Genomic DNA, 23,579 nt, shown 5'->3' on the forward strand with positions numbered 1-23,579 from the left:
CCTCATGCGCCTCATTCGTCCTCGAACAGATCCGGGGCGGGTCCGGTGTCGCCGTCGCCCTCGCCGTCCTCCGCGTCCTCGTCCAAGCGGCCGGGGAACAGCTGCCCGGCCCCCTCGACGGCCGGCCGCGACTCCAGCAGCCCCGCCGCGCGCAGTTCGGCCAGCCCCGGCAGGTCGCGCGCGCTTTCCAGGCCGAAATGGTCCAGGAAGGTCTCGGTCACCACGAAGGTCACCGGCCGGCCGGGCGTCTGGCGGCGGCGGCCCAGCCGCACCCATTCCAGTTCGATCAGCTGGTCCAGCGTGCCCCGGCTGACGGCGACGCCGCGGATCTCCTCGATCTCGGCGCGGGTGACGGGCTGGTGATAGGCGATGATCGCCAGCGTCTCGGTCGCGGCGCGGGACAGGCGGCGGGTCTCGACCGCCTCCTCCTGCATCAGGAAGGCAAGGTCGGCGGCGGTGCGAAAGGCCCAGGCGTCACCCACCCGCGCCAGGTGCACGCCCCGCCCCTCATAGCGCGCGCGCAGCAGCCGCAGCGCTTCGCCCGCGTCGCAGCCGGCGGGCAGGCGCTGGCCGATCTCGCGCAGGGTCATCGGCCGGGCCGAGGCGAACAGGATCGCCTCGACCATCCGCTCCTGCTCGTAAAGCGGAGGCGAAGGCGCAAGGCGCGAAACCTGGCCCGGGGTCCAGGTCATTGCGGGCGCCTGCGGATGGCGATGGGCGCAAAGGTGCCCTTCTGGTGCAGCTCGATGCGGCCCTGGCGCGCCAGTTCCAGCGCCGCCGCGAAGGTCGCCGCCGTGGCCGAGCGGCGGCGCGGCCCGTCGTCCGCCCAGCCTTCGGGCAGAAAGGCGGCCAGTTCGGTCCAGTCGCCGGCATGGCCGATCAGCCCGCGCAGCCGGTCCAGCGCCTGCTCCATGCTCAGCACGTCGCGGCGGTCGAAAGCATAGGGGCGGAATTCGTCGCGCGTCTTCAGCCGGGCATAGGCCCGCATCAGGTCGATCAGCCCGGCCTGCCATTCGATGCGGCGCTTGCGGGTGACGGTTTCGGGCGCGCCGCGCGCAAAGCGCTGGTGGCCCAGCCGGTCGCGCGCCATCAGACGGGCCGCGGCCTCGCGCATGGCACCCAGCCGTTCAAGCTGAAACGCCAGGTGGGCGGCCATGTCCTCGGCGCTCGGGCCCTCGGCCTCTGGGTCGGGCGGCAGCAGCAGGCGCGACTTCAGATAGGCCAGCCAGGCCGCCATCACCAGGTAATCCGCCGCAAGCTCGATCCGCAGCGCCCGGGCGCGCTCGACGAAGGCAAGATACTGGTTCGCCAGATCCAGGACCGAAACCCGCAGCAGGTCGACCTTCTGCAGGCGCGCGAGCGTCAGCAGCAGGTCCAGCGGCCCTTCGAACCCAAGCACATCGACGACCAGCACCTCCTCGGCCAGGCGGCCGGCGACATCCGCCGGCGACTCCTGGGCCGTCCGGTCCGCAGGCGCGGGCACGGCGGGGGGCACGGGGGTCAGATAGGGCACCTTGGTCATCGCCGCTCCTGCCGCGCGGATCGGCCCAGAATCCGCCATGCGCCCCGGCCTGTCAATCTCAGGCCGCAATCCCGCCCAGCCGCCGCAGCTCGGCGCGCAGTTCCTCGACCTGGGCGGGCTGGGGCGCACGGCGCAGCGACAGGGCATGATCGGCGCGGCGCAGCGCCGCCTGGGTCATCGGGCCGGCGGCGGCGACGATCGCCTCCATCTGGGCGGGGGTTTCGTTGCAGGACAGGACCAGGTCGCAGCCTGCCGCGATGCTCGCGCCCGCGCGCTCGGCCATGTCGCCCGACAGGGCCTGCATGCCGATGTCGTCCGACATCAGCAGCCCGTCAAAGCCGATCACATGCCGGATGACCCCCACCATCGGGGCCGAGGCGGTGGCGGGCGCCGCGTCCACCGCCGAAAAGCGGATATGCGCGGTCATCGCCATCGGCATGTCGGCCAGCGCGCGGAACGGGACGAAATCGCTGGCTTCAAGCTCGGGCAGGGACGCGTCGACCACGGGCAGGTCCTTGTGGCTGTCCACCTGGGCGCGGCCATGGCCGGGCATGTGCTTGACGATAGGCAGGACGCCAGCCTCCAGCAGCGCCTCGGCCGCAACGCGGCCCAGTCGGGCCACGGTCTCGGGGTCCGAGCCAAGGCAGCGGTTGCGCAGGAAGGGGTGGGTGTCCTCCGTGGCCAGGTCCAGCACCGGCGCGCAGTTCGCGTCGATGCCCATGGCGCGCAACTCCTGTCCCAGCAGGCGGTGATGCAGCCAGACAGCGCGCTCGCCCAGGGCGGCCTGCTCCAGCAGCGGGCGGAACTCGGTCCAGTGGGGCGCCCGCATGCGCTGGACGCGCCCGCCCTCCTGGTCGATCAGGATCGGCACGTCGCGGCCCAGCGTGTCGCGCAGGTCGGCGGTCAGGCGGCGCAGCCGGTCGGGCGTGTCGATGTTGCGCCCGAACAGGATGAACCCCCAGGGGTCGGCCGCGCGAAAGAAATCCCGCTCGGCCGCCGTCAGATCGGGCCCGGCGATGCCGCCGAGGATCGTCGCCGAGGGCATTACTTGGCGGTCGCCGGGATGCAGTCCACGCCTTCGGCGATCAGCGCCGCGCAGAAACGCCGCGCCTCGTCCTTGGACGCAAAGCCGCCGGCGCGCAGCCGCCAGAAGGTGCGGCCGCCGCTTTTCGCCTCTTGCACGACGCGCGCCTTGCCCGAGAACAGCGCGCCGAACTTGCCCGACACGCGCTCCCATTCGCCCTTGGCCAGCGCGTCGCTGTCGAAGGCGCCGATCTGGACCATGGCCGAGCCCGAGGCGACCTTGGCCGGCGCGGCCTCGGCTGCCTTGGCGGCGGGGGCGGTCTCGGGGCGGCCGGCGGGGGCCGCCGGACGCTCGGCGGCCACGGCGGGCGCCGGGGCAGAGGCGGCGGTTGCGGCCAGGCGGCGCGGACGCGGCGCGGGGCGGGCGGACTGCGCCACGGCGGGCGGCGGCGCGTCCTGCGCCTCGGCCAGCGCCTGGCTGATGGCGTTATCCTGAGGCTCTTGCCCGGACAGGTCGGTCAGCGCCTCGTTCACCGGCGCCTCGGGCGCGGCGGGGGTGTCGGAAATGGCGGCGCTTTCCACCGAATCGGGTTCGATCGTCGATTCCGCGATGGCCGCCGCCTCGCCGTCCGGCGTGGCGATGACGCGGGCGGCGGGATCGACCAGCGGCAATTCGACCGCGCGCGAGGGCACCTGCGCCGTGGCGCCCAAGACGCCCATGGGCACGTCCTGATCCTCAAGCCGGGTGGTGGGCGGGGCGATCGCCACCTGGTCGATGGCGCCGGGCTTGGCGCCGGCCGCGACCGTGTTGACGGCCAGGCCCGCGCGGTCGGTCAATTCACCCCCCGGGTTGTCGGGCGCGGTGCGCGCCTCGCCCTGGACGGCGCGGATCACCGGCACGCCGGACACGTCGCGCACGACCAGCTTGAAGCCCCAGACGCCCAGCACCACGATCAGCCCGACCGAGGTCAGCGCGCCCAGGTAATGCGTCAGCCGCGACAGGCGCTGGCCCAGCGACACCGGCTCGGCCAGGATGGGATCGTGGCCCGCCACGCGGGGATCGTCCCAGCCTGCGTCCTGCCATTCCTCATGGTCCCCGCCCTGCGGGTCCTGGCCATAGGGATAATCCTGCGCATGCCGCTGAGCCTGCGCGCCTTGAAACCCGCCCGAGCGGAAATCTACCACTGCCATTCCTGCCTGCCCGCCGGTTCGCCCGGATCTGTTGTTGCCCACTGCCATCCCCGGCCTGGCGGCTGTTGTCAGCGCATCTCTTTCGCCGGAGTTACCCCCAAGATACCAAGACCAGCCGAAATGACAACGCCAACGGCCCGGACCAGCGCGATTTTCGCCGCCGTGGTGGCCGGATCGCCGTCCTGGACGAAGCGCAGCCCGGTTTCCTCATTGCCGCGGTTCCACAGCGAATGCAGGTCCGAGGCGATGTCATAGAGGAAAAACGCGATCCGGTGGGGTTCGTGCGCGCGGGCCGCGATTTCCACCGTGCGGGGCCATTCGGCGACGCGGGCGGCCAGCGCCAGCTCGGCCGGGTGATCCAGCCGCGACAGATCGGCCTGGGCCAACGCCGCATCCGACACGTCCACGCCGCCCTCGGCCGCCTTCTTCAGGACCGAGTTCACCCGCGCGCTGGCGTATTGCACATACCAGACCGGGTTGTCCTTGGACTGCTCCAGCACACGGGCGAAGTCGAAATCCAGCGCGGCGTCGTTCTTTCGCGTCAGCATGTGGAACCGCGTCACGTCGGCGCCCGCCTGCTCCACCACGTCGCGCAGGGTGACGAAGGTGCCGGCGCGCTTGGACATCTTGAAGGGCTCGCCGTTCTTGAACAGCTTCACCAGCTGGATCAGCTTGACGTCCAGCGGCACGCGCCCGTCCGACAGCGCCTTGACCGCCGCCTGCATGCGCTTGACGTAACCGCCGTGATCGGCCCCGAACACGTCGATCAACTGGTCGAAACCGCGGTCGATCTTGTCCCAGTGATAGGCGATGTCGGGGGCGAAGTAGGTCCAGCTGCCGTCCGATTTCTTGACCGGCCTGTCCACGTCGTCGCCGTGCGCGGTGGACCGGAACAGGGTCTGCTGGCGCGGCTCCCAATCCTCGGGGGTCTTGCCCTTGGGGGGTTCCAGCACGCCCTCGTAGATCAAGCCGGCCTGGCGCAGCCGGTCGATGGCGGCCTCGATACGGCCGGTGCCGTAAAGCGCCTTTTCGCTGGAGAACACGTTCATGTGGACGTTGAGCAGCGCCAGATCGTCGCGGATCATCTCCATCATCGCCTGGGTGGCGAATTCGCGCACCTCGGCCAGCCATTCCGATTCGGGCCGGTCGATCAGGCTGTCGCCGTATTTCGCCTTCAGCGCCTCGCCCACCGGGATCAGGTAGTCGCCGGGATAAAGGCCCTCGCGGATCGCGGGCTCCAGACCGTTGGCCTCGCGGTAGCGTTCATAGGCCGAGCGCGCCAGCACATCGACCTGCGCGCCGCCGTCGTTGATGTAATATTCGCGCGTCACGTCGTGGCCCGAGAAATCCAGCAGCGCCGCCAGCGCGTCGCCAAAGACCGCGCCGCGGGTATGACCGACATGCATGGGCCCGGTCGGGTTGGCGCTAACGAATTCCACGTTGACCCTGACCCCGGCGCCCATGTCCGAGCGGCCATAGTCGGCGCCCTGCGCCAGCGCCGCGCGGATCACGGCGCGCCATTCGTCGGATGTCAGCCGCAGGTTCAGAAAGCCCGGCCCGGCGACCTCGGCCGAGGTGATCCGCGGGTCGGTTGCCAGCCGTGCGGCCAACGCCTCGGCGATGTCGCGCGGCTTTTTCCCGGCGGGCTTGGCCAACACCATCGCGGCATTGGTCGCCATGTCCCCATGCGCCGGGTCGCGGGGCGGCTCGACCGTCACGTTCGCGGTGTCGAGGCCCGCAGGCAGGTCGCCCTGCCGTTCCATCTGCGCCAGCGCGTCGATCACCAGCGCGCGGATATCCGAAAAGAGGTTCATGGCTTCCATCCCAATGATCGCTGCGGGATAGCCGCTGGCCAAGGGCGCCGTCAACCACAGGGGCCCGAACGTCGCAACGGAATTGCAAGCAGAAAATGGCGATCAGATTGACGCAGGCCGGGTTTTCCGTTATGGCCCCTGCGTCTGCATCCGGCAGGCAAGGCGGGGGGCGTGCGGAAATTGCGTCCCTGACTGCCGTTGACGGTCCCCGATCTGATCCCGGGCCCAGCGGTGGCGACAGACGCAAAGGACCAGCGCGGGCATCTCCGCGCCTTTACACGAAAGCCCTGAATGACCAAGTTTTCCGATCTGAAGCTCGACCCCAAGGTTTTGCAGGCCATTGCCGAGGCGGGCTATGAAACGCCCACCCCGATCCAGTCCGGGGCGATTCCCCCCGCGCTGGAAGGGCGCGACGTGCTGGGCATCGCCCAGACCGGCACCGGCAAGACCGCAAGCTTCACCCTACCGATGATTACCCTGCTGGGCCGAGGCCGCGCCCGCGCGCGGATGCCGCGTTCGCTGGTCCTGTGCCCGACGCGCGAACTGGCCGCCCAGGTGGCCGAGAATTTCGACATCTATGCCAACTGCTCGATCATTTCGAACGCGGCAAGCTCTTGCTGACCGGCGTGCAGATCATGGTGGTCGATGAGGCCGACAGGATGCTCGACATGGGCTTCATCCCGGATATCGAGCGCATCTTCCAGCTGACCCCGTTCACGCGCCAGACGCTGTTCTTCAGCGCCACCATGGCGCCGGAAATCGAACGCATCACCGACACCTTCCTGCACTCGCCGGAACGGATCGAGGTGGCCCGCCAGGCCACCACCAGCGAGACGATCACCCAGAAGCTGGTCGAGATCACCCCCACCCGCAAGGACCAGACCGCCAAGCAGAAACGCGAGTTGCTGCGCGCCCTGATCCGGGCCGAGGGCGAGGGCCTGAAGAACGCCATCATCTTCTGCAACCGCAAGACCGAGGTGGACATCGTCGCCAAGTCGCTGAAGGCGCATGGTTTCGATGCCGCGCCGATCCACGGCGACCTGGACCAGCGCCACCGCATGGCGACGCTGGACGGGTTCCGCGAAGGCACGCTGCGCTTCCTGATCGCATCCGACGTGGCGGCGCGGGGCCTGGACATCCCGGCGGTCAGCCATGTCATCAACTTCGACCTGCCGAGCCATGCCGAGGATTACGTTCACCGCATCGGCCGCACCGGCCGGGCCGGGCGCCAGGGCACGGCGATATCGATCGCGACGCCGGCGGACGAGAAATACCTGACCGCCATCGAATCTCTGGTGAAACAGGCCCTGCCCCGGGCTTCGGTCCCCGAAGGCTTTTCCCTGTCCAGCGCCGCCCAGGACGCCCCTCGCCCGCCTCGAGAGAAGGAAGGCAGGGGCCGTGGGCGCGAGCGTGAACGCGACCGCGACCGCGACCGCGACAGGGGCGAACGCCGGGGCCGCCGCGACGATGCCGAACAGCACGCCGCCCCCGCCCCCGAGGCCCGCGCCGAGGTAAGACCCGCCGAAAGCCGCCCCGCGCGCGAGGATCGCCGCGACGAACGCCGCGAACGCCATGACCGTGGCGGCGAGCGGCGCGAGGACCGGCGCGACCGCGGGGACCGGGGCGACCGCCATCCGGTGATGGGCATGGGCGATCACCTGCCCGAGTTCATGACCCGCAGCTTCCGCCCGCGCTTCATCGAACCCGAGGAACAGGCAGAGGTTCAGGCGGCGCCGCGTCCCGAGCCCGCCGAACGCCCGGCCGGGGCGCCTGCCCCCGTCGCCGCACCGCGCCCCGAACCCGTGGTCGCGGAGCCCGAGGCCGTGGTGCCGGCGCAAGCCGAGGCTCCGACGCAGATCGAGGCGCCGGCCGAAACGGCCCCCGAAGCCGCCCCGGCCGAGGGTCCCGCCGCTGCTGCCGAGGCCGAGACGCCCGCCGCCGAAAAGCCCGTGCGCAAGCGCAAGCCGCGCACGCCCAAGGCCAAGGCCGTCGAAACCCCGGTCGAGGCCGCGCCCGAGGCACCCGCAGCCCCGGCGGAGGCGGCAGAGGCCGCGCCGGCCGAGGCTCCGGTCGAAAAGCCGCGCCGCAAGTCGCGCGCCAAGGCTGCGACCGAGGCCCCGGCGGCCGATGCCGCAGCGACCGACGAGCCTGCGCCCGAAAAGAAGCCGGCCAAGCCCCGTGCCCCGCGCAAGCCGCGCGCCAAGACGGCAAAGGCCGAGCCTCAGGCCGAGGCGGAGGCCGACCGTCAGGCCGAGCCGCAATCCGACGCTACCGGCAACGGCGACCGGGCCGAGGTCTAAGGCGTCCTCATGACCGCCCCTGCCCCCCGGAGCGCCGGCCCGCGCCGCCGGCCCAGGCCGGCCGCCCTGCTGGCGGACCTGGGGCTCGGGGTGCTGGCCGCGCTGGGGCAGGCGCCCTGGAACCTGTGGTTCCTGACCGTCCTTGCCCTGGCCCTGCTCTGCTGGCGCGTGGCCGCCGCCCGGGATGCGCGCGCCGCCGCCTGGCACGCGCTGGCGGCGGGCTTTGGCCATTTCGCGCTGGCCATGTCCTGGATCGTCGAGCCTTTCTTGGTCGAGCCCGAAGTCTATGGCTGGATGGCCCCCTTTGCGCTGTTCCTGATGGCATTCGGCGGGGCGCTCTTCTGGGCGGTCCCGGGCTGGATCGCGGGCCGTCTGGCACCGGGATTTCCCCGGCAGGGCGTGGCCTTTGCCGGGCTGGTCGTCCTGTCGGACTGGCTGCGCGGCTGGATCTTCACCGGTCTGCCCTGGGCGCTGACCGGCCATATCTGGATCGCGACGCCCGCCGGGCAGACCGCCGCCACTTTCGGCAGCATCGGCCTTTCGGCCCTGACCATGACGGCGGCGGCCCTGCCCCTGGTCTTTCGGCGGGGCACCGGCTGGCGCGCCGTGCTGCCGGGGGCCACGCTTTCCGCCCTGCTGATCGCCCTGGCCTTCAGCGCCGGCCTCGCGCGCCTGGCGGGCCCCCTGCCGTCCGACACGCCCATCCGGCTGCGGCTGATCCAGCCCGATGCGACCCAGGCGCTGAAATGGGATCCCTATTGGTCCGAGGTCTTCTTTCGCCGCCTGCTGGACCTGTCGGCCGCCCGTGACCCGGACCGGCCCGCGCCCGATGCCGTAATCTGGCCGGAAACGGCGGTGAACTTCCTGCTGGACCAGGCGGGCACAGCCCCCCAGGACATCGCGGCCTATGCCGGCGCGCCGGTGATCCTGGGCATCCAGCGGTCCGAGGGCGAGCGCTACTTCAACAGCCTGACCGCCTTCAGCGCGCAAGGCACGGGCCCGGTCTATGACAAGTTCCACCTGGTCCCCTTCGGCGAATACACGCCCTGGGGCGATGTCATGGCGCGGCTGGGGGTGCGGGCCTTTGCCGCGCAGCACGGCTTCGGCTATTCGCCCGGCCCCGGTCCCAAGGCCATGACCCTGCCCGGCCTGCCCGCCTTCCAGCCGCTGATCTGCTATGAGGCGGTGTTCTCGCGCCACCTGCTGACCGGGCCCGACCGGCCGCAATGGCTGCTGCAGGTCACGAACGACGCCTGGTTCGGCACGGTCTCGGGGCCTTGGCAGCACCTGGCGCAGGCCCGGCTGCGGGCCATCGAATCCGGCCTGCCGCTGATGCGGGCGGCCAATACGGGCGTTTCGGCGGTGATCGACGCGCGGGGCCAGGTACGCGCCGAACTGGGGCTGAACCGCGCCGGCCGCATCGACGCAGCCCTGCCCGGCGCCCTGCCCCCGACGCCCTGGTCGCGCCTTGGCGACTGGCCCGCGGTGCTGGCTGCCGCCGCGGCCGTTCTGGTCGCGATGCGGCGGCGGTTGACGACAACCGGGGCGTGATCTATCGCTGCCTCTGACCGTCACAACGGCTTCCTGGCGTGGCGGCGTAATCCAACGGAGCACTTCTCATGGCCAGACAGAACTACGTGTTCACCTCGGAATCCGTGTCCGAGGGGCACCCCGACAAATTGTGCGACCAGATCTCGGACGCGGTGCTGGACGCGCTTCTGGCCGAAGACCCGGCCGCCCGCGTCGCCTGCGAAAGCTTCGCCACCACCGGAACCGTGGTGATCGGTGGCGAAATCGGGCTGACCGACCAGAAGAAACTGGGCGAATACATGGGCCGCGTGACCCAGATCGCGCGCGACACCATCCGCGACATCGGCTACGAGCAGGAGAAGTTCCACTGGAACACCTGCCACGTCCACAACTACCTGCACGAACAATCCGCCCATATCAGCCAGGGCGTGGACCGCGACGGGGCGGGCGACCAGGGCATCATGTTCGGCTATGCCGTGGACGAGACGCCCGAACTGATGCCGGCGCCGATCCAGTATGCCCATGCCATCCTGCGCCGCCTGGCCGAGGCGCGCAAATCCGGCGCCGAGCCGATGCTGGGCCCGGACGCGAAGTCGCAGCTGTCGCTGCGCTACGAAGACGGCAAGCCGGTTGAGGTGACGAGCCTGGTGCTCTCGCACCAGCACCGCGACGAATCGCAAAGCTCGGACGACATCCGCGCCATCGTCGAGCCCTATATCCGCGAGATCCTGCCCGCCGGCTGGCTGACCGAGCGGACCGAATGGTGGGTGAACCCGACCGGCACCTTCGTCATCGGCGGCCCGGACGGTGACGCCGGCCTGACCGGCCGCAAGATCATCGTCGACACCTATGGCGGCGCGGCCCCGCACGGCGGCGGCGCCTTCTCGGGCAAGGACCCGACCAAGGTCGACCGCTCGGCCGCCTATGCCGCGCGCTATCTCGCCAAGAACGTGGTCGCGGCGGGCCTCGCGAAACGCTGCGTGATCCAGCTTTCCTATGCCATCGGCGTCGCCAAGCCGCTGTCGATCTATGCCGACACCTTCGGCACCTCGGAAGTGCCCGAGGCCGAGATCGAACGCGCCGTCTCGCGCGCGATGGACCTGACGCCGCGCGGTATCCGCGAGCATCTGGACCTCTGCCGCCCGATCTATCGCCGCACCGCCGCCTATGGCCATTTCGGCCGCGCCCCCGAGGCCGACGGCGGCTTTTCGTGGGAACGCACCGATCTCGCCGATGCGCTGAAACGCGAGTTGTAAGGCCGCAGCCGGGGGTTTCACACCCCCGGTCCCCCGTGGGATACTTAGGCAAGAAAGAAGCTCCAGGCGGCGCCAACACGCAAGGTGCTTCTTTCTTGTCCAAATATCCTGGGGGGAGCGCGGAACGCGCGGGGGGCAAAGCCCCCCCTTTTTTTATTCCTTGAAGCTGCGGCTGTCCTTGATCTGGTCCCAGGCCCAGACGACTTCCTGCAGGCGATCCTCGTCCGAACGGTCGCCGCCGTTCATGTCCGGGTGCAAGTCCTTGACCAGGGACTTGTACTGCTTGCGGATCTCGGCGCGGGTCCAGCTGTCCTTGGCTTCCAGGATTTCCAGCGCCTTGCGTTCGGTCGGCGGCAGCTTGCGGGTCGCGGTGCGGCGCGTCTCGGGGTTGGTGCCGTTGGCGCCCAGGATCTCAAGCGGGTCGTCGATACCGTGGCGGGCCCATTTCTGTTCCTGCGCAGCACGGCCAAAGGGCTTGGTCGGACGCTCCCAGACCGTCGCATTGTCCAGGAACTGCTGGAACTCGGCCTCGGACTGGCCCTGGAAATAGTTCCAGTTCAGGTTGTATTCGCGGACGTGATCCTTGCAGAACCAGTAATAGTCGTCCAGGTTGCGCGGCGATTTCGGCGCCCGGTACTGGCCAGGCTGGTTGCAGCCCTCCTTGTCGCAACGGCGGGTCGACGTCTCGAAAGCACCCGACATTCCGCGCCGGCCCTTGGCCTTGCGCTTCTTGTCCGAGGCGGCGGAAATGTCGAATCCGAACGGGTCGCGGTTGCTCATCTGACTGCCTTGTCCTTATCGGGACGCGCAGTTTAGGCTATTTCGAGCGACATGAAAGGGGCATTGGAATGATCGTGGACGAGATGACCGCACGGCTGCAGGCGCTGCATCCGACCCGGCTGGAGATCCTGGACGAAAGCGAGAGCCACCGCGGCCATGGCGGCTGGCGCGAGGGCGGCGAGACGCATTTCCGCATCCGCATGGCCAGCCCCGCCTTTGTCGGGCTGGACCGGGTCGCCAGGCATCGGCTGGTTCATCGCACTTTGGGCGACATCGTGCCGCGCATTCATGCGCTTGCCATGGAACTGGCCGAAAGATGAGCCGTTAGCGCCCCCAGTCTTGCCCGCTGAAACCGCCCCGCGTATTAGCCGAATAACTGTAGAACAAGGACTTTGACGATGACCCCGCCCAAGGATTTCAATGACCGCATGTTGTCTCTGGGCCTGGCCCGCGTCAGCGAGGCTGCGGCCCATGCCTCGGCCCGCCTGATCGGGCGCGGCGACGAGAAGGCGGCCGACCAGGCCGCAGTCAACGCCATGCGCGACCAGCTGAACATGCTGGACATCAAGGGCGTCGTCGTCATCGGCGAGGGCGAGCGCGACGAGGCGCCGATGCTGTATATCGGCGAGGAGGTCGGCACCGGCAACGGTCCCGAGGTCGACATCGCGCTGGACCCGCTCGAGGGCACCACGCTGACCGCCAAGGACATGCCGAACGCGCTGACCGTGATCGCCATGGCACCGCGCGGCACGCTGCTGCACGCCCCCGACGTCTACATGGAAAAGCTGGCGATCGGCCCGGGCTATGACAAGGACGTGGTCAGCCTGGACATGGCGCCGGCCGAACGCGTGCGCGCGCTGGCCGATGCCCGCGGCGTCAAGGACAGCGACATCACCGTCTGCATCCTGGAACGGCCCCGGCACGAGGACCTGATCGCCGAGGTCCGCTCGACCGGCGCGGCGATTCGGCTGATCACCGACGGCGACGTCGCCGGCGTCATCCACTGCGCCGAGGCCGAGCTGACCGGCATCGACATGTACATGGGCTCGGGCGGCGCACCTGAGGGCGTCCTGGCCGCCAGCGCGCTGAAGTGCATGGGCGGGCAGATGTGGGGCAAGCTCTTGTTCCGCAACGAGGACGAGAAGGGCCGCGCGAAGAAGGCGGGGATCAACGACCTGGACCGCATCTATTCGCGCGACGAGCTTGTGACCGGCGACGTGATCTTTGCCGCGACCGGCGTCACCAACGGCTCGATCGTGGCCGGGGTCAAGCGCGAGCCGGGCTATCTGACGACCGAGACGATCCTGATGCGCTCCAAGACCGGGTCGGTCCGGCGCATGATCTATCGCAACCCCGTGAAGTGACGGCGCAGACCGCTTGAACCGCGGGCGGTCATGGGGGATGAAGCCCCATGACCGCTTTTCTTTCCGTCTCCTCCTCGCTGACCGGCCGGCTGTGGCGCGGGCCCGAACCCGGGCTCGAGCGCGCGGCCGAGGCGCTGGCCCAGGACAGCCGCCTGCCCCTGCCCGTCAGCCGCGTCCTCGCCTCGCGCGGGGTCGAGCCGCACGACTGCGCCGCCTATCTGGAACCGCGGCTGCGCGACCTGCTGCCCGATCCGCTGACCCTGCGCGACATGGCGCCGGCCGCCGAACGGATCGTCGCTGCCGTGCAGGCCGGCCAGCGCATCGCCATCTTTGCCGATTACGACGTGGACGGCGGCGCCTCGGCCGCGCTGCTGATCGACTGGCTGCGCCGTCAGGGGCGCGACGCGACCCTCTACATCCCCGACCGCATCGACGAGGGGTATGGCCCGAATGCCCCGGCCATCGCCGGGCTTTCGGCGGGCCATGACCTGATCGTCTGCGTCGATTGCGGCACGCTGAGCTTTGATGCCCTGGCCGCCGCCACCTGCGACGTGATCGTCCTGGACCATCACCAGGGCATCGAGACGCTGCCCCCCGCCGTCGCCGTGGTGAACCCCAACCGCATGGACGAGGATGGCAGCCTGGGCCATCTCTGCGCCGCCGGCGTGGTGTTCCTGACGCTGGTGCAGTGCAACCGCCTGCTGCGCGAACGCGGCCTGCCGCAGCCCGACCTGATCTGCCTTCTGGACCTCGTGGCGCTGGCGACGGTGGCGGACGTGGCGCCGCTGGTCGGCGTCAACCGGGCCTTTGTCCGGCAGGGCCTGGCAATCATGGCCCGGCGCGAACGGCCCGGGCTGGTCGCCCTGGCCGATGTGGCGCGCATGGACGCCGCCCCCAGCGCCTTTCACCTGGGCTTCCTTCTGGGACCGCGGATCAACGCGGGCGGGCGCGTGGGGCGCGCCGACCTGGGCGCGCAATGCCTGGCCTGCACCGATCCCGCCCGCGCGATCCGCTATGCCGAGGAGCTGGACCAGCTGAACCGCGACCGCCGCGCCATCGAGGCCGCCGTGCGCGAGGCCGCCCTGGCCCAGGTCGAGGCGCGCGACCCCGGCCTGGTCGCCTGGGCCGCCGGCGCGGGCTGGCACCCGGGCGTGGTCGGCATCGTCGCCGCCCGCCTGAAAGAGGCGACCAACCTGCCCTCGGTGGTGATCGGGGTGGAGAACGGCATCGGCAAGGGCTCGGCCCGGTCGGTTCCGGGGGTGGACCTGGGCCGCGCCATCCATCGCCTGGCGGCCGAGGGGCTGCTGCTGAAGGGCGGCGGTCACGCCATGGCCGCCGGGCTGACGGTCGAGGAAGCGGCGATCCCCGCCGCCATGCAGCGGCTGTCCGAACTGCTGGCCCGCGAACTGGCCGACCGCAGCGGCGCGCATGAGCTGCGCATCTCGGGCCTGCTGGACCCGGCGGGCGCCACGGTCGAACTGATGCAGATGCTGGAGCGCGCCGGCCCCTATGGCCAGGCCGCGCCCGCGCCGCGCTTCGCCTTTGCCGACCAGCTGATCGACAGCGCCGCCACCATGGGCGACAGCCACCTGCGCCTGCGCTTTCGCAGCCCGGGCAGCCCGCCCGTCGATGCCGTCGCCTGGGGCGCCATGTCGGGTCCCTTGGGCCCTGCCCTGCTGGGCGCGCGGGGCCCGCGCTTTCACCTGGCGGGCAAGCTGGAGCTGTCGCAATGGGGCGGCCGCGAACGCGTGCGGCTGCGCCTGGACGACGCCGCTCCGGCGGGCTGAGCGGGTGCGAAAAAACTTGGCCGGCGGGCGATTTTTCCGCTTGCGCGGACCCGGCACCTCGCCTAAACACCGCTCCACGCCGCCGGGCACCAAGCCTTGCGGAACGCAGTGGCCCGTTCGTCTATCGGTTAGGACGTCAGGTTTTCAACCTGAAAAGAGGGGTTCGACTCCCCTACGGGCTGCCACTTTCGCCTGACAGGATCAGGCGCCGCGCCGAAATCCCCGCCGGATTTGCGGCGCTTTTCTTTTGCCGCGCGGGCTTGCGATTTACCCACAGAAGAATGGTGCGGACCCCCTTGCGGGGGCGGCCGTGCTGGCCTAAACCCCGCCCGTCGCATGGCGACACGCTGGCCCGTTCGTCTATCGGTTAGGACGTCAGGTTTTCAACCTGAAAAGAGGGGTTCGACTCCCCTACGGGCTGCCAGCATCCCCGGCATCGGGTTTTCCCCGGCATCAGGCATCCGGCGCGGCGCGGTCGTCCAGCACCAGTTGCAGGAATGCAAGGTCCAGCCAGCGGCCGAACTTGGCCCCCACCTGCGGCATCAGCCCGACCTGGCGGAACCCCAGCCCCAGATGCAGCCGGATCGAGCCCTGGTTGCCGGCCTCGACCCCCGCGACCATGACGTGCTTGCCCAGGGCCCGCGCGCGGTCGATCAGCGCCACCATCAGCGCGCGGCCGACGCCGGCGCCCTGCCGGTCGGGGGCGACATAGACCGAATGTTCGACCGTGTGGCGAAAGCCGTCGAAGGCGCGCCAGTCGCCGAACGAGGCATAGCCCATCACCGCGCCCGACGCATCGACCGCGACCAGCAGCGGATAGCCGGCCTGCTTGCGCCCCTGCCACCAGGCCAGCCGGTCGGCCGGGTCCACGGTGCGGTCGTTCCAGATCGCCGTCGTGCAGGCGACGGCGTGGTTGTAGATGGCGCAGACGGCGGGCATGTCGGCCTCATCGGCGTCGCGGATAATAACCCCGGCCATGGCCTTAGACCTCGTCCACGCGGCGCATCAGCAGCAGCGCCAGGCCCGAGCAGGCCAGCGTGGCCAGGACCATGGGCAGCGCGGTGCCGTCGTACAACTGGCCCACCGGCGCGGCGATCAGCACCGCCCCGATGGTCGAGACCGCCGCCACGACCGAGGCCGCCATCCCCGCCACATGGCCCATGTGCTGCAGCGCCATCGCGTTCAGGTTGCCGAAGGTCACGCCCGCCATGAAGAACACGCTGACCGCCCAGAAGAAGAAGGCGGGAAAGCGCAGCGGCTCGGGCAGCAGGTCGCCCCAGATCAGGACCAGCATCGTCCCCGACACCACCACCTGCATCGCATAGGCGCTTTTGACGATGCGCCGCATGCCCAGCCGCACCACATAGCGCGCGTTCAGGACGGTCCCCGTTCCCGCCAGCAGCGCCATGCCGGCGAACCACAGGGGAAACTGGTCGCCCTTGCCATAGGTCTCGGCGAACAGTTGCTGGGCGGAACTCAGCAGCGCGAACATCTGGCCGAAACCCAGCGTCATGATGACCGTGACCAGCTGCACCTGGCGGTGGCCCAGCACCTCGCGGGCCGAGGCCATCAGGCTGGCAAGGTTCATCGGCCGGCGGCGGGCGGGGGGCAGCGTCTCGGGCTGGCGCAGGTTCACCCAAAGCGAGCCGACCAGCGCCAGCAGCACGAAGGACCCGAAGACACCGCGCCAGCCGACCAGATGGATGACGACGGCCCCGACCGAGGGCGCCACGGCCGGGACCAGGATGAAGATCATCATGACAAAGCTGGTGATCCGCGCCATCTCGCGCCCCTGGTACAGGTCGCGCACCAGTGCCAGCGACACGATCCGCGGCCCGGCGGCGCCCAGCCCCTGGACGAAGCGCGCGACCAGCAGCATTTCCAGCGACTGCGCAAAGACGGCGGCGATGGAGGCCAGCGCATAGATGGCAAAGCCCAGGGTGATGACGGGCTTGCGCCCGAAGGTGTCCGACAGCGGCCCCGCAACGAACAGCCCCACCCCCATGCCCGCCATGAAGGCGGTCAGCACAAGCTGGGCGCGGTTCACGTTCTCGGGAGTCAGGGTCTGGGCGATCTGCGGCAGCGCGGGCAGCATCGAGTCGATGGAAAAAGCGATGACCGCAAAGACCAGCGCCATCATTGCGATGAATTCGGGCAGGGGTTGCCTGGCCAGGGGGGGCTGAACCGGGGCGGACATCGAAAACCTCTTGTATGGAGCCCCCCGGACCTACCCCCCGGACCCACGGGACGCAAGGTCGCGGCGTTGCAGAACGGCGGCGAGTGGCTATATCGGGCGCATGAGCGGACCTTTGAACCTGATGAAACTGTGCGTCGGCTGCGATACCCCGGCCGCGCTGGACCAGTGGCAACGCAACCATTGGCAGGGCGGCCCGGCACGCCATGTCACCCGGATGTGGCCCAAGCGCCAGGACGAGCTGCTGGCGGGCGGCTCGATCTATTGGGTGTTCAAGGGCATCATGCAGGCCCGCCAGCGCCTGATCGGGCTGGAGGAGGTGACCGGCGCCGACGGCATCCGCCGCTGCGCCCTGATCCTGGAACCCGGGCTGGTCCGCGTCGCGGCCGTGCCGCGCCGCGCCTTTCAGGGCTGGCGCTACCTGACGGCGGGCGACGCGCCCCCCGACCTGCCCGCCGGGCGCGAGGACGAACCCAGCCTGCCCCCCGACATCGCACGCGCGCTGGCAGAGATGGGCCTGCGCTAAGGCGCGGCGTTCAAGGGGACGGTGGGGAACTGGAGCGGGTGAAGGGAATCGAACCCTCGTCTTCAGCTTGGGAAGCTGCGGCTCTACCATTGAGCTACACCCGCGGCCCGGCTTGATTACCGGCTCGCCGTCCGCCCTGCAAGTGCAATCTGCGCCGCCCCGGCGCGGCCCTGGGCGTGCCCAATCGACAACCAGGGGGATTTTTTGCGCGCGCCGGCTGGGATGCGGCATTGATATTTCCGCCTTGAGGGGTCGTTATGCGACAACAGGTCAGCACATGCCCCGGAGCACATCATGTCCGCGCTTTCGCGCCGCATTGCCTTGTCGATGTTTCTTGCCGGGCTGGCGGGCCTTTCCCCGGCCCTGGCCCAGCAGCAGGCCGAGGCACCGCCACCCACCGTCACGGTGGTGACGCTGCACGTCGAGGACGTGCCGGTGACGACCACCCTGCCCGGCCGCGTCACCGCCTCGGCCGAGGCCGAGGTGCGGCCCCAGGTCAATGGCATCGTGACCGAACGCCTGTTCGACGAAGGGCGCCGGGTCAAGGTGGGCGATCCGCTGTTCCGCATCGACAAGACCACCTACGAAGCCGCCGTGGCCCAAGCCGAGGCCGCCGTCGCACAGGCGCGCGCCCAGGCCGACAATGCCCGGCGCGAGGCCGAGCGCGCCGGCGCCCTGCGCGACCGCCGGGTGGCCAGCGAAAGCACCTCGGACACCGCCATCGCCGCGCGGGACGCAGCCGAAGCCGCCGTCAAGGTCGCCGAGGCGCAGTTGCAGACCGCCCGGATCGAACTGGACCGCACCACCATCCGCGCCGAGCTGGACGGAGAGATCGGCCTGGCCCAGGTCAGCCAGGGCGCGCTGGTGACCGCCGGGCAGGCGACGCCGCTGGCGGTGATCCGCGCGCTGGACCCGGTGCATGTCGACGTGACCCAGTCCGCGGCCGAGGTCGTGCGCTGGCGCCGCGACATGGCCGCCGTCCAGGACGCCGAGATCGAGCGGCCGGGCCAGCAGGTCACGCTGCGCCTGGCCGACGGCACCGAATACGGGATCGCCGGCACGCTGACCGCGGCCGAGCCCTTCGTGAACGAAACCACCGGCGTCATCACGCTGCGGCTGTCCTTTCCCAACCCGGAAAGCATCCTGCTGCCCGGAATGTATGTGCAGGCCGTGGTCCAGCAGCGCACCGCGCATAATGCGATCCTGGCGCCGCAGGAAGGCGTCAGCCGCGACCGCCGGGGCCAGCCGATCGCCCTGGTCGTCAACGCCCAGAACCAGGTCGAGCAACGCGACCTGACGATCCTGCAGGACCACGGAAACAGCTGGATCGTGACGAAAGGTCTGTCGGACGGCGACCGGCTGATCGTCGAGGGCGTCCAGAAGATCGGCCCCGGCATGCCCGTCGTGCCCGAGGAACGCCAGGCGGCGGGAACCCGGCCCGCGGCCCCCGCCGGCCAGCAGGCGCAGGATCAGGCCCAGCCCGCCGCCGGGGCAGAAGGGGACGAGCCCGCCCCCGACCAGTCCGCCCCCGCCCAGCCTGCCCCCGTCCAGCCTGCCCCCGAGGCGCCCGCCCCCGGGGCGGCGCCCGACGGGCCGCAGGGCGGGCAGGACCAGCCGGCCCCCGCCGGCGAACAGACGACCGAACCCAAGGCATCGAACGGCTGACCCCGTTTCGGGGCATTTCGGACAGGAACCTAGAATGGCTCGCTTTTTCATCGACCGTCCGGTGTTTGCCTGGGTCATCTCGATCCTCATCATGGGGATCGGGCTCATGTCGATCCTGACCCTGCCCGTCGCGCAATATCCCCAGATCGCGCCGCCCTCGGTCACGATCCGGGCGACCTATCCGGGCGCCTCGGCCGATACGGTCGCCAATACCGTGACCCAGGTCATCGAACAGCAGATGACCGGCCTGGACGGGCTGCGCTATTTCAGCTCGAGTTCAAGCTCGGCCGGAACCTCGCAGACCGAACTGACCTTCGAGACGGGGACCGACCCCGACATCGCCCAGGTCCAGGTGCAGAACAAGCTGGCCCAGGCCACCGCCCTGCTGCCGGAAACCGTGCAGCGCCAGGGCGTCACGGTCGAGAAATCCTCCTCGGGCTTCCTGATGGTGGTGGCGCTGATCTCGGACGACGGGCGGCTGGAACAGGTGGACCTGTCCGACTACCTGATCTCGAACCTGGTCAACGACCTCAGCCGGGTCGAGGGCGTGGGCTCGGTCCAGGTGTTCGGCGCGCAATATGCCATGCGGATCTGGCTGGACCCGTCGAAACTGGCCGCCTATGAACTGACGCCGGGCGACGTGGTCAACGCCGTCGCGGCGGAAAACGCCCAGATCTCGGCCGGCAGCTTCGGCAGCCAGCCCGCGCCCAAGGGGCAGATGCTGAACGCGACGATCACCGCGCAGTCCCTGCTGTCCACGCCCGAAGACTTCGAACAGATCGTGCTGCGGGCCGAGGCGGACGGCGGCCTGATCCTGCTCAAGGACGTGGCGCGGGTCCAGATCGGGGCCGAGGGCTACATGACCGAGGCGCGCTACAACGGCAAGCCCTCGGCCGGGATCGCGATCAGCCTGGCCTCGGGCGCGAACGCGCTGGACACGGCCGAGAGGGTCAAGGCCCGGATGGCCGAGTTCGCCAAGTTCTTCCCCGAAGGGGTCAGCTATGTGATCCCCTATGACACCACGCCCTTCGTGCTGATCTCGATCGAGGAGGTGGTCAAGACGCTGGTCGAGGCCATCGTGCTGGTGTTCTTCGTCATGCTGCTGTTCCTGCAGAACTGGCGCGCGACGCTGATCCCCACGCTGGCCGTGCCGGTGGTGCTGCTGGGCACCTTCGGCGTGCTGGCGGCGCTGGGGTTCACCATCAACACGCTGACCATGCTGGCCATGGTGCTGGCCATCGGCCTTCTGGTCGACGACGCCATCGTCGTGGTCGAGAACGTCGAGCGGATCATGGAGGAGGAGGACCTCGAGCCGCGCGAGGCGACCAAGAAATCCATGGGCCAGATCACCGGCGCGCTGATCGGCATCGCGCTGGTCCTGTCGGCGGTCTTCGTGCCGATGGCCTTCTTCGGCGGCTCGACCGGGGTGATCTACAAGCAGTTCGCCATCACCATCGCCAGCGCCATGGGGCTTTCGGTCGTGGTGGCGCTGACCCTGACGCCGGCGCTTTGCGCGACGCTTCTGCGCAACGAACACGGGCACAAGACGCGGGGCTTCTTCGGTCTGTTCAACCGCGGCTTCGACCGGACGATGCACGGCTACAGTTCTTGGGTGGGCTGGATCATCCGCCGGCCGCTGCGCATGATGCTGATCTATCTGGGCATCGGCGCGGCGATGGTGTTTCTGTTCCTGCGCACGCCAACCGGGTTCCTGCCGGACGAGGATCAGGGCATCATGTTCGTCCTGATCCAGGGGCCCACCGGCGCCACGACGGAACGGACCAACGCCGTCATCGACCAGATCCAGACCTATTTCAACGAGGCCGAGGGCGACAACATCGAATCCATGTTCGGCGTCGCGGGCTTCAGCTTCGCGGGCGCAGGCCAGAACATGGGCATCGCGTTCCTGCGGCTGAAGGACTGGGACGAGCGTCCCGATGCGGCCCAGTCCGTGCAGGCCATAGCCGGCCGCGCCTTTCCCGCGCTGATGGGCATCCGCGATGCGATGGTGTTTCCCATCGTTCCACCCTCGGTGATCGAGCTTGGCAACGTCTCGGGCTTCGACTTCTACCTGCAGGCGCGGGGCGGCCAGACGCACGAACAGCTGCTCGAGGCGCGCAACCAGATGCTCGGCATGTCGGGACAGGACCCGCGCATCGGCTCGGCCCGACCGAACGGGCTCGAGGACGCGGCGCAATACAACCTGGACATCGACTGGCGCAAGGCGGGCGCCATGGGGGTCAGCGCGACCGACGTGGGCAGCCTGCTGTCGGTCGCCTGGGCGGGGCGCTATGTGAACGACTTCATCGACCGGGGCCGGATCAAGCGCGTCTATGTCCAGGGCGACGCGCCGACGCGGTCGGTGCCGACCGACATCGACAAATGGCGGGTGCGGAACAGTTCCGGCGGGCTGGTGCCCTTCTCGAACTTTGCCGAAGGACGGTGGAGCTATGGGCCGCAGGGGCTTTACCGCTATAACGGCGTACCCGCGATGCAGATCCAGGGCAGTCCCGCGCCCGGCGTCTCCTCGGGCGAGGGGATGGCCGCCGTCGAGGAACTGGCCGGCAAGCTGCCCACGGGCTTCGACGTGGCTTGGACGGGCCTGTCACTTGAGGAGCAGGCGGCCGGCAACCAGACCACGCTGCTATACGGGCTGTCCCTGGCCGTCGTGTTCCTGTGCCTGGCCGCGCTTTACGAAAGCTGGTCGATCCCCTTTGCGGTGATGCTGGCCATGCCCATCGGGGTTCTGGGGGCGCTGGTCGGGGCCTGGCTGGGCGGTTTCGACAACGGCGTGTTCTTTCAGGTCGGGCTGCTGACGGTGATCGGCCTGACCGGCAAGAACGCCATCCTGATCGTCGAATTCGCGCGCGAACAGGCCGAGCAGCACGGCAAGCCCCTGTACGAGGCCGTGACCGAGGCCGCGCGCCAGCGTTTCCGCCCGATCATGATGACCTCGGTCGCGTTCTCGCTGGGCGTGCTGCCGCTGGTCCTGTCGGCCGGCGCGGGGGCGAACGGGCGCAACACCATCGGCGCGACGGTCCTTGGCGGCACCATCGCGGCCACCGTGCTGGGCGTGCTGTTCGTGCCGCTGTTCTTCGTCCTGGTCCGGCGCCTGCTGGGCCGGCCCGAGCCCGCCACCGGCCCGCAGGCCGCCGCCTGACACGCGGATGCTTGCCGCGATCCCCCGGCCGCCTTAATCTGGTCCAGGGGGAGCCCGCCCGATGGCGGCAGGGAAAGCTGATGGTTCACAGCCGTCGACAGATCGCGTTCAGGGCGGCATCGGGCCCCGGGCCGGATGGTCCGGGCATGGCGAGGGGCTAGAATGGCTCATCCCCCGCGCCCGCCGTCGCGCCTTCCCTCGGTCCGGCAGGCGGCCAAACGGCCGCTGATCGGCACCCGCATCCGCGAACGGCGCCTGTCGCTGGGCCGCCGCCAGACCGAGGTGGCGCGGCACGCCGACATCTCGGCCGCCTATCTGAACCTGATCGAACACAACCGCCGCCCCGTGGGCGAGGCGCTGCTGTCGCGCCTGGCCGAAGCGCTGGAGATCGACGCCCGCGAACTGGCCTCGGACCGCGAGGAGATCCTGATCTCGGGCCTGCGCGAGGCGGCGGCGCTGGTCGCGGGCCAGTCCCTGCCGGTGGAACTGGACCAGATCGCCGAATTCGCGGCGCGCTTTCCGGGTTGGGCGGGGGCGCTCTCGGCCTCGGTCCGGCGGGCCGATGCGCTGGAACGGCGGCTGGTGGCGCTGTCGGACCGGATGACGCGCGACCCCTATCTGCTGGCGACGCTGCACGAGATCCAGTCGGCGGTGACGGCGGTGCGCTCGACCGCCTCGATCCTGGCCGAGACGCCGGACATCGAACCGGAATGGCGCGACCGCTTCCACGGCAATCTCGACGCCGACAGCCAGCGCCTGTCGCGCACCGCGCAGTCGCTGGTGGCCTATCTGGACACGTTCGAGGACGACGCCGTGCCCATGTCGCCCCAGGAAGAGGTCGAGGCCTGGGCCGCCGCCGGCCAGTCCGACCCGACCGAGGCGGCGGAGCTGGCCTCGGACGCGGCGCGGGCGATGGCGCGGGGGGTGCTTGCGGCGCAGGCCCGCGACCGCGCCGCCCTGCCCGATGCCGCGCTGGCCGCCCTGGCCGAAGACACAGCGGCACCCGATCCGGGCCTGTTGGCGCTGCGCGGCGGCTGGCCGCTCGACCTGGTGCTGCGCCGGCTGGGCGTGCTGCGCCCCGGCCCCTGGGCGGATGCGGGGCTGGTGATCTGCGACGGCTCGGGCGCGCCGCTGTTTCGCTATGCGCCCCCGGGGTTCGAACTGCCCCGCCCCGGCGAGGGCTGCGCGCTGTGGCCGCTGTTCGAGGCTCTGGCCCAGCCGCAGCTGCCCGTCGCCCGCCTGATCGAGACGCCGGGCGGCAGCCGCTATCTCGCCTGGGCCGTGGCCGAGCGGCTGCTGCCCATGGGGTTCGACGGGCCGGCGCTGAGCCGGGCGCAGATGCTGCTGCTGCCCGCGCCCGCCGCCGCGGATGCGCGCCCCGCCCTGCCCGTGGGCCCGGCCTGCCGGATCTGCCCGCGCCCGGCCTGCCCGGCGCGGCACGAACCCTCGATCCTGGGTCCGGCCTGA

General features: G+C 70.2%; 17 protein-coding genes, 3 tRNA genes, 1 pseudogene and 1 riboswitch. Of the genes and pseudogenes, 12 read left to right on the forward strand and 9 right to left on the reverse strand.

Features of this window, described 5'->3' with window-relative positions:
- Positions 1-11 precede the first annotated feature (11 nt).
- The 5 genes from scpB to argS all read right to left on the reverse strand — a co-directional run bounded on the left by scpB (position 12) and on the right by argS (position 5,550).
- Complete coding sequence (gene scpB, locus BU28_RS21790; protein WP_051577669.1) at positions 12-692, reverse strand: SMC-Scp complex subunit ScpB; 681 nt, start codon at positions 690-692, stop codon at positions 12-14.
- Positions 689-1,522, reverse strand: a complete 834-nt coding sequence (locus tag BU28_RS0102095) for a segregation and condensation protein A (protein ID WP_036761761.1) — start codon at positions 1,520-1,522, stop codon at positions 689-691. The genes scpB and BU28_RS0102095 overlap by 4 nt, the downstream gene beginning before the upstream one ends.
- Before the next feature lie 58 nt (positions 1,523-1,580).
- A complete protein-coding gene (gene nagZ / locus BU28_RS0102100; RefSeq protein WP_028717983.1) occupies positions 1,581-2,567 on the reverse strand; it encodes a beta-N-acetylhexosaminidase in 987 nt (328 codons plus the stop codon).
- Positions 2,567-3,736, reverse strand: a complete 1,170-nt coding sequence (locus BU28_RS0102105) for an SPOR domain-containing protein (RefSeq protein ID WP_028717984.1) — start codon at positions 3,734-3,736, stop codon at positions 2,567-2,569. Before BU28_RS0102105 ends, nagZ begins: the two co-directional genes overlap by 1 nt.
- 68 nt (positions 3,737-3,804) lie before the next feature.
- Positions 3,805-5,550: an arginine--tRNA ligase gene (argS, locus tag BU28_RS0102110; protein WP_028717985.1), complete on the reverse strand. Its 1,746-nt coding sequence runs from the start codon at positions 5,548-5,550 to the stop codon at positions 3,805-3,807.
- Positions 5,551-5,841: 291 nt separating this feature from the next.
- Here argS and BU28_RS21795 point away from each other — a divergent pair.
- The 3 genes and pseudogenes from BU28_RS21795 to metK all read left to right on the forward strand — a co-directional run.
- Positions 5,842-7,283: pseudogene (locus BU28_RS21795) on the forward strand (DEAD/DEAH box helicase); the annotation flags it as partial.
- A gap of 576 nt (positions 7,284-7,859) precedes the next feature.
- Entirely contained in the window at positions 7,860-9,401 is a 1,542-nt protein-coding gene (gene lnt / locus BU28_RS0102120; protein ID WP_028717986.1) for an apolipoprotein N-acyltransferase, read from the forward strand.
- A 14-nt stretch (positions 9,402-9,415) separates the two neighbouring features.
- Positions 9,416-9,463: riboswitch (SAM-SAH riboswitch) on the forward strand.
- 6 nt (positions 9,464-9,469) lie between these two features.
- Complete coding sequence (gene metK / locus BU28_RS0102125) at positions 9,470-10,636, forward strand: methionine adenosyltransferase (protein WP_028717987.1); 1,167 nt, start codon at positions 9,470-9,472, stop codon at positions 10,634-10,636.
- Between the two features lie 153 nt (positions 10,637-10,789).
- On the opposite strand, the gene BU28_RS0102130 is transcribed toward metK, so the two are convergent.
- On the reverse strand, positions 10,790-11,416 hold the full coding sequence (locus BU28_RS0102130; RefSeq protein WP_028717988.1) for a DnaJ domain-containing protein: 627 nt from the start codon (positions 11,414-11,416) through the stop codon (positions 10,790-10,792).
- A 68-nt stretch (positions 11,417-11,484) separates the two neighbouring features.
- On the opposite strand from BU28_RS0102130, the gene BU28_RS0102135 reads away from it, so the two are divergent.
- From BU28_RS0102135 to BU28_RS0102155, 5 genes are all read left to right on the forward strand, one after another.
- Positions 11,485-11,736: a BolA family protein gene (locus BU28_RS0102135; RefSeq protein WP_036761762.1), complete on the forward strand. Its 252-nt coding sequence runs from the start codon at positions 11,485-11,487 to the stop codon at positions 11,734-11,736.
- Between the two features lie 78 nt (positions 11,737-11,814).
- Positions 11,815-12,780 (forward strand): class II fructose-bisphosphatase, encoded by a 966-nt coding sequence (gene glpX, locus BU28_RS0102140; RefSeq protein ID WP_028717990.1) that lies wholly within the window; start codon positions 11,815-11,817, stop codon positions 12,778-12,780.
- 47 nt (positions 12,781-12,827) lie between these two features.
- Entirely contained in the window at positions 12,828-14,567 is a 1,740-nt protein-coding gene (gene recJ, locus BU28_RS0102145) for a single-stranded-DNA-specific exonuclease RecJ (RefSeq protein WP_028717991.1), read from the forward strand.
- Positions 14,568-14,677: 110 nt separating this feature from the next.
- Positions 14,678-14,752: transfer RNA gene (locus tag BU28_RS0102150), tRNA-Glu, on the forward strand.
- 164 nt (positions 14,753-14,916) lie between these two features.
- Positions 14,917-14,991 (forward strand) — tRNA-Glu (locus tag BU28_RS0102155).
- A 29-nt stretch (positions 14,992-15,020) separates the two neighbouring features.
- Here BU28_RS0102155 and BU28_RS0102160 read toward each other — a convergent pair.
- On the reverse strand, positions 15,021-15,545 hold the full coding sequence (locus BU28_RS0102160) for a GNAT family N-acetyltransferase (RefSeq protein ID WP_028717992.1): 525 nt from the start codon (positions 15,543-15,545) through the stop codon (positions 15,021-15,023).
- 4 nt (positions 15,546-15,549) lie between these two features.
- Positions 15,550-16,764, reverse strand: a complete 1,215-nt coding sequence (locus BU28_RS0102165) for a multidrug effflux MFS transporter (protein WP_051577670.1) — start codon at positions 16,762-16,764, stop codon at positions 15,550-15,552.
- Positions 16,765-16,864: 100 nt separating this feature from the next.
- Between BU28_RS0102165 and BU28_RS0102170 the strand changes: the two genes are divergently transcribed.
- Positions 16,865-17,287 (forward strand): DUF1489 family protein, encoded by a 423-nt coding sequence (locus tag BU28_RS0102170; protein WP_028717994.1) that lies wholly within the window; start codon positions 16,865-16,867, stop codon positions 17,285-17,287.
- A 30-nt stretch (positions 17,288-17,317) separates the two neighbouring features.
- Here BU28_RS0102170 and BU28_RS0102175 read toward each other — a convergent pair.
- Positions 17,318-17,391 (reverse strand) — tRNA-Gly (locus tag BU28_RS0102175).
- A 190-nt stretch (positions 17,392-17,581) separates the two neighbouring features.
- Between BU28_RS0102175 and BU28_RS21800 the strand changes: the two genes are divergently transcribed.
- The 3 genes from BU28_RS21800 (at position 17,582) to BU28_RS0102190 (ending at position 23,579) form a co-directional block, all read left to right on the forward strand.
- A complete protein-coding gene (locus BU28_RS21800) occupies positions 17,582-18,952 on the forward strand; it encodes an efflux RND transporter periplasmic adaptor subunit (protein WP_081791247.1) in 1,371 nt (456 codons plus the stop codon).
- 34 nt (positions 18,953-18,986) lie between these two features.
- A complete protein-coding gene (locus BU28_RS0102185; protein WP_028717995.1) occupies positions 18,987-22,112 on the forward strand; it encodes an efflux RND transporter permease subunit in 3,126 nt (1,041 codons plus the stop codon).
- A gap of 162 nt (positions 22,113-22,274) precedes the next feature.
- Positions 22,275-23,579: a helix-turn-helix transcriptional regulator gene (locus tag BU28_RS0102190; protein WP_081791248.1), complete on the forward strand. Its 1,305-nt coding sequence runs from the start codon at positions 22,275-22,277 to the stop codon at positions 23,577-23,579.

Source organism: Paracoccus yeei ATCC BAA-599, assembly GCF_000622145.1.
Lineage (GTDB): Bacteria > Pseudomonadota > Alphaproteobacteria > Rhodobacterales > Rhodobacteraceae > Paracoccus > Paracoccus yeei.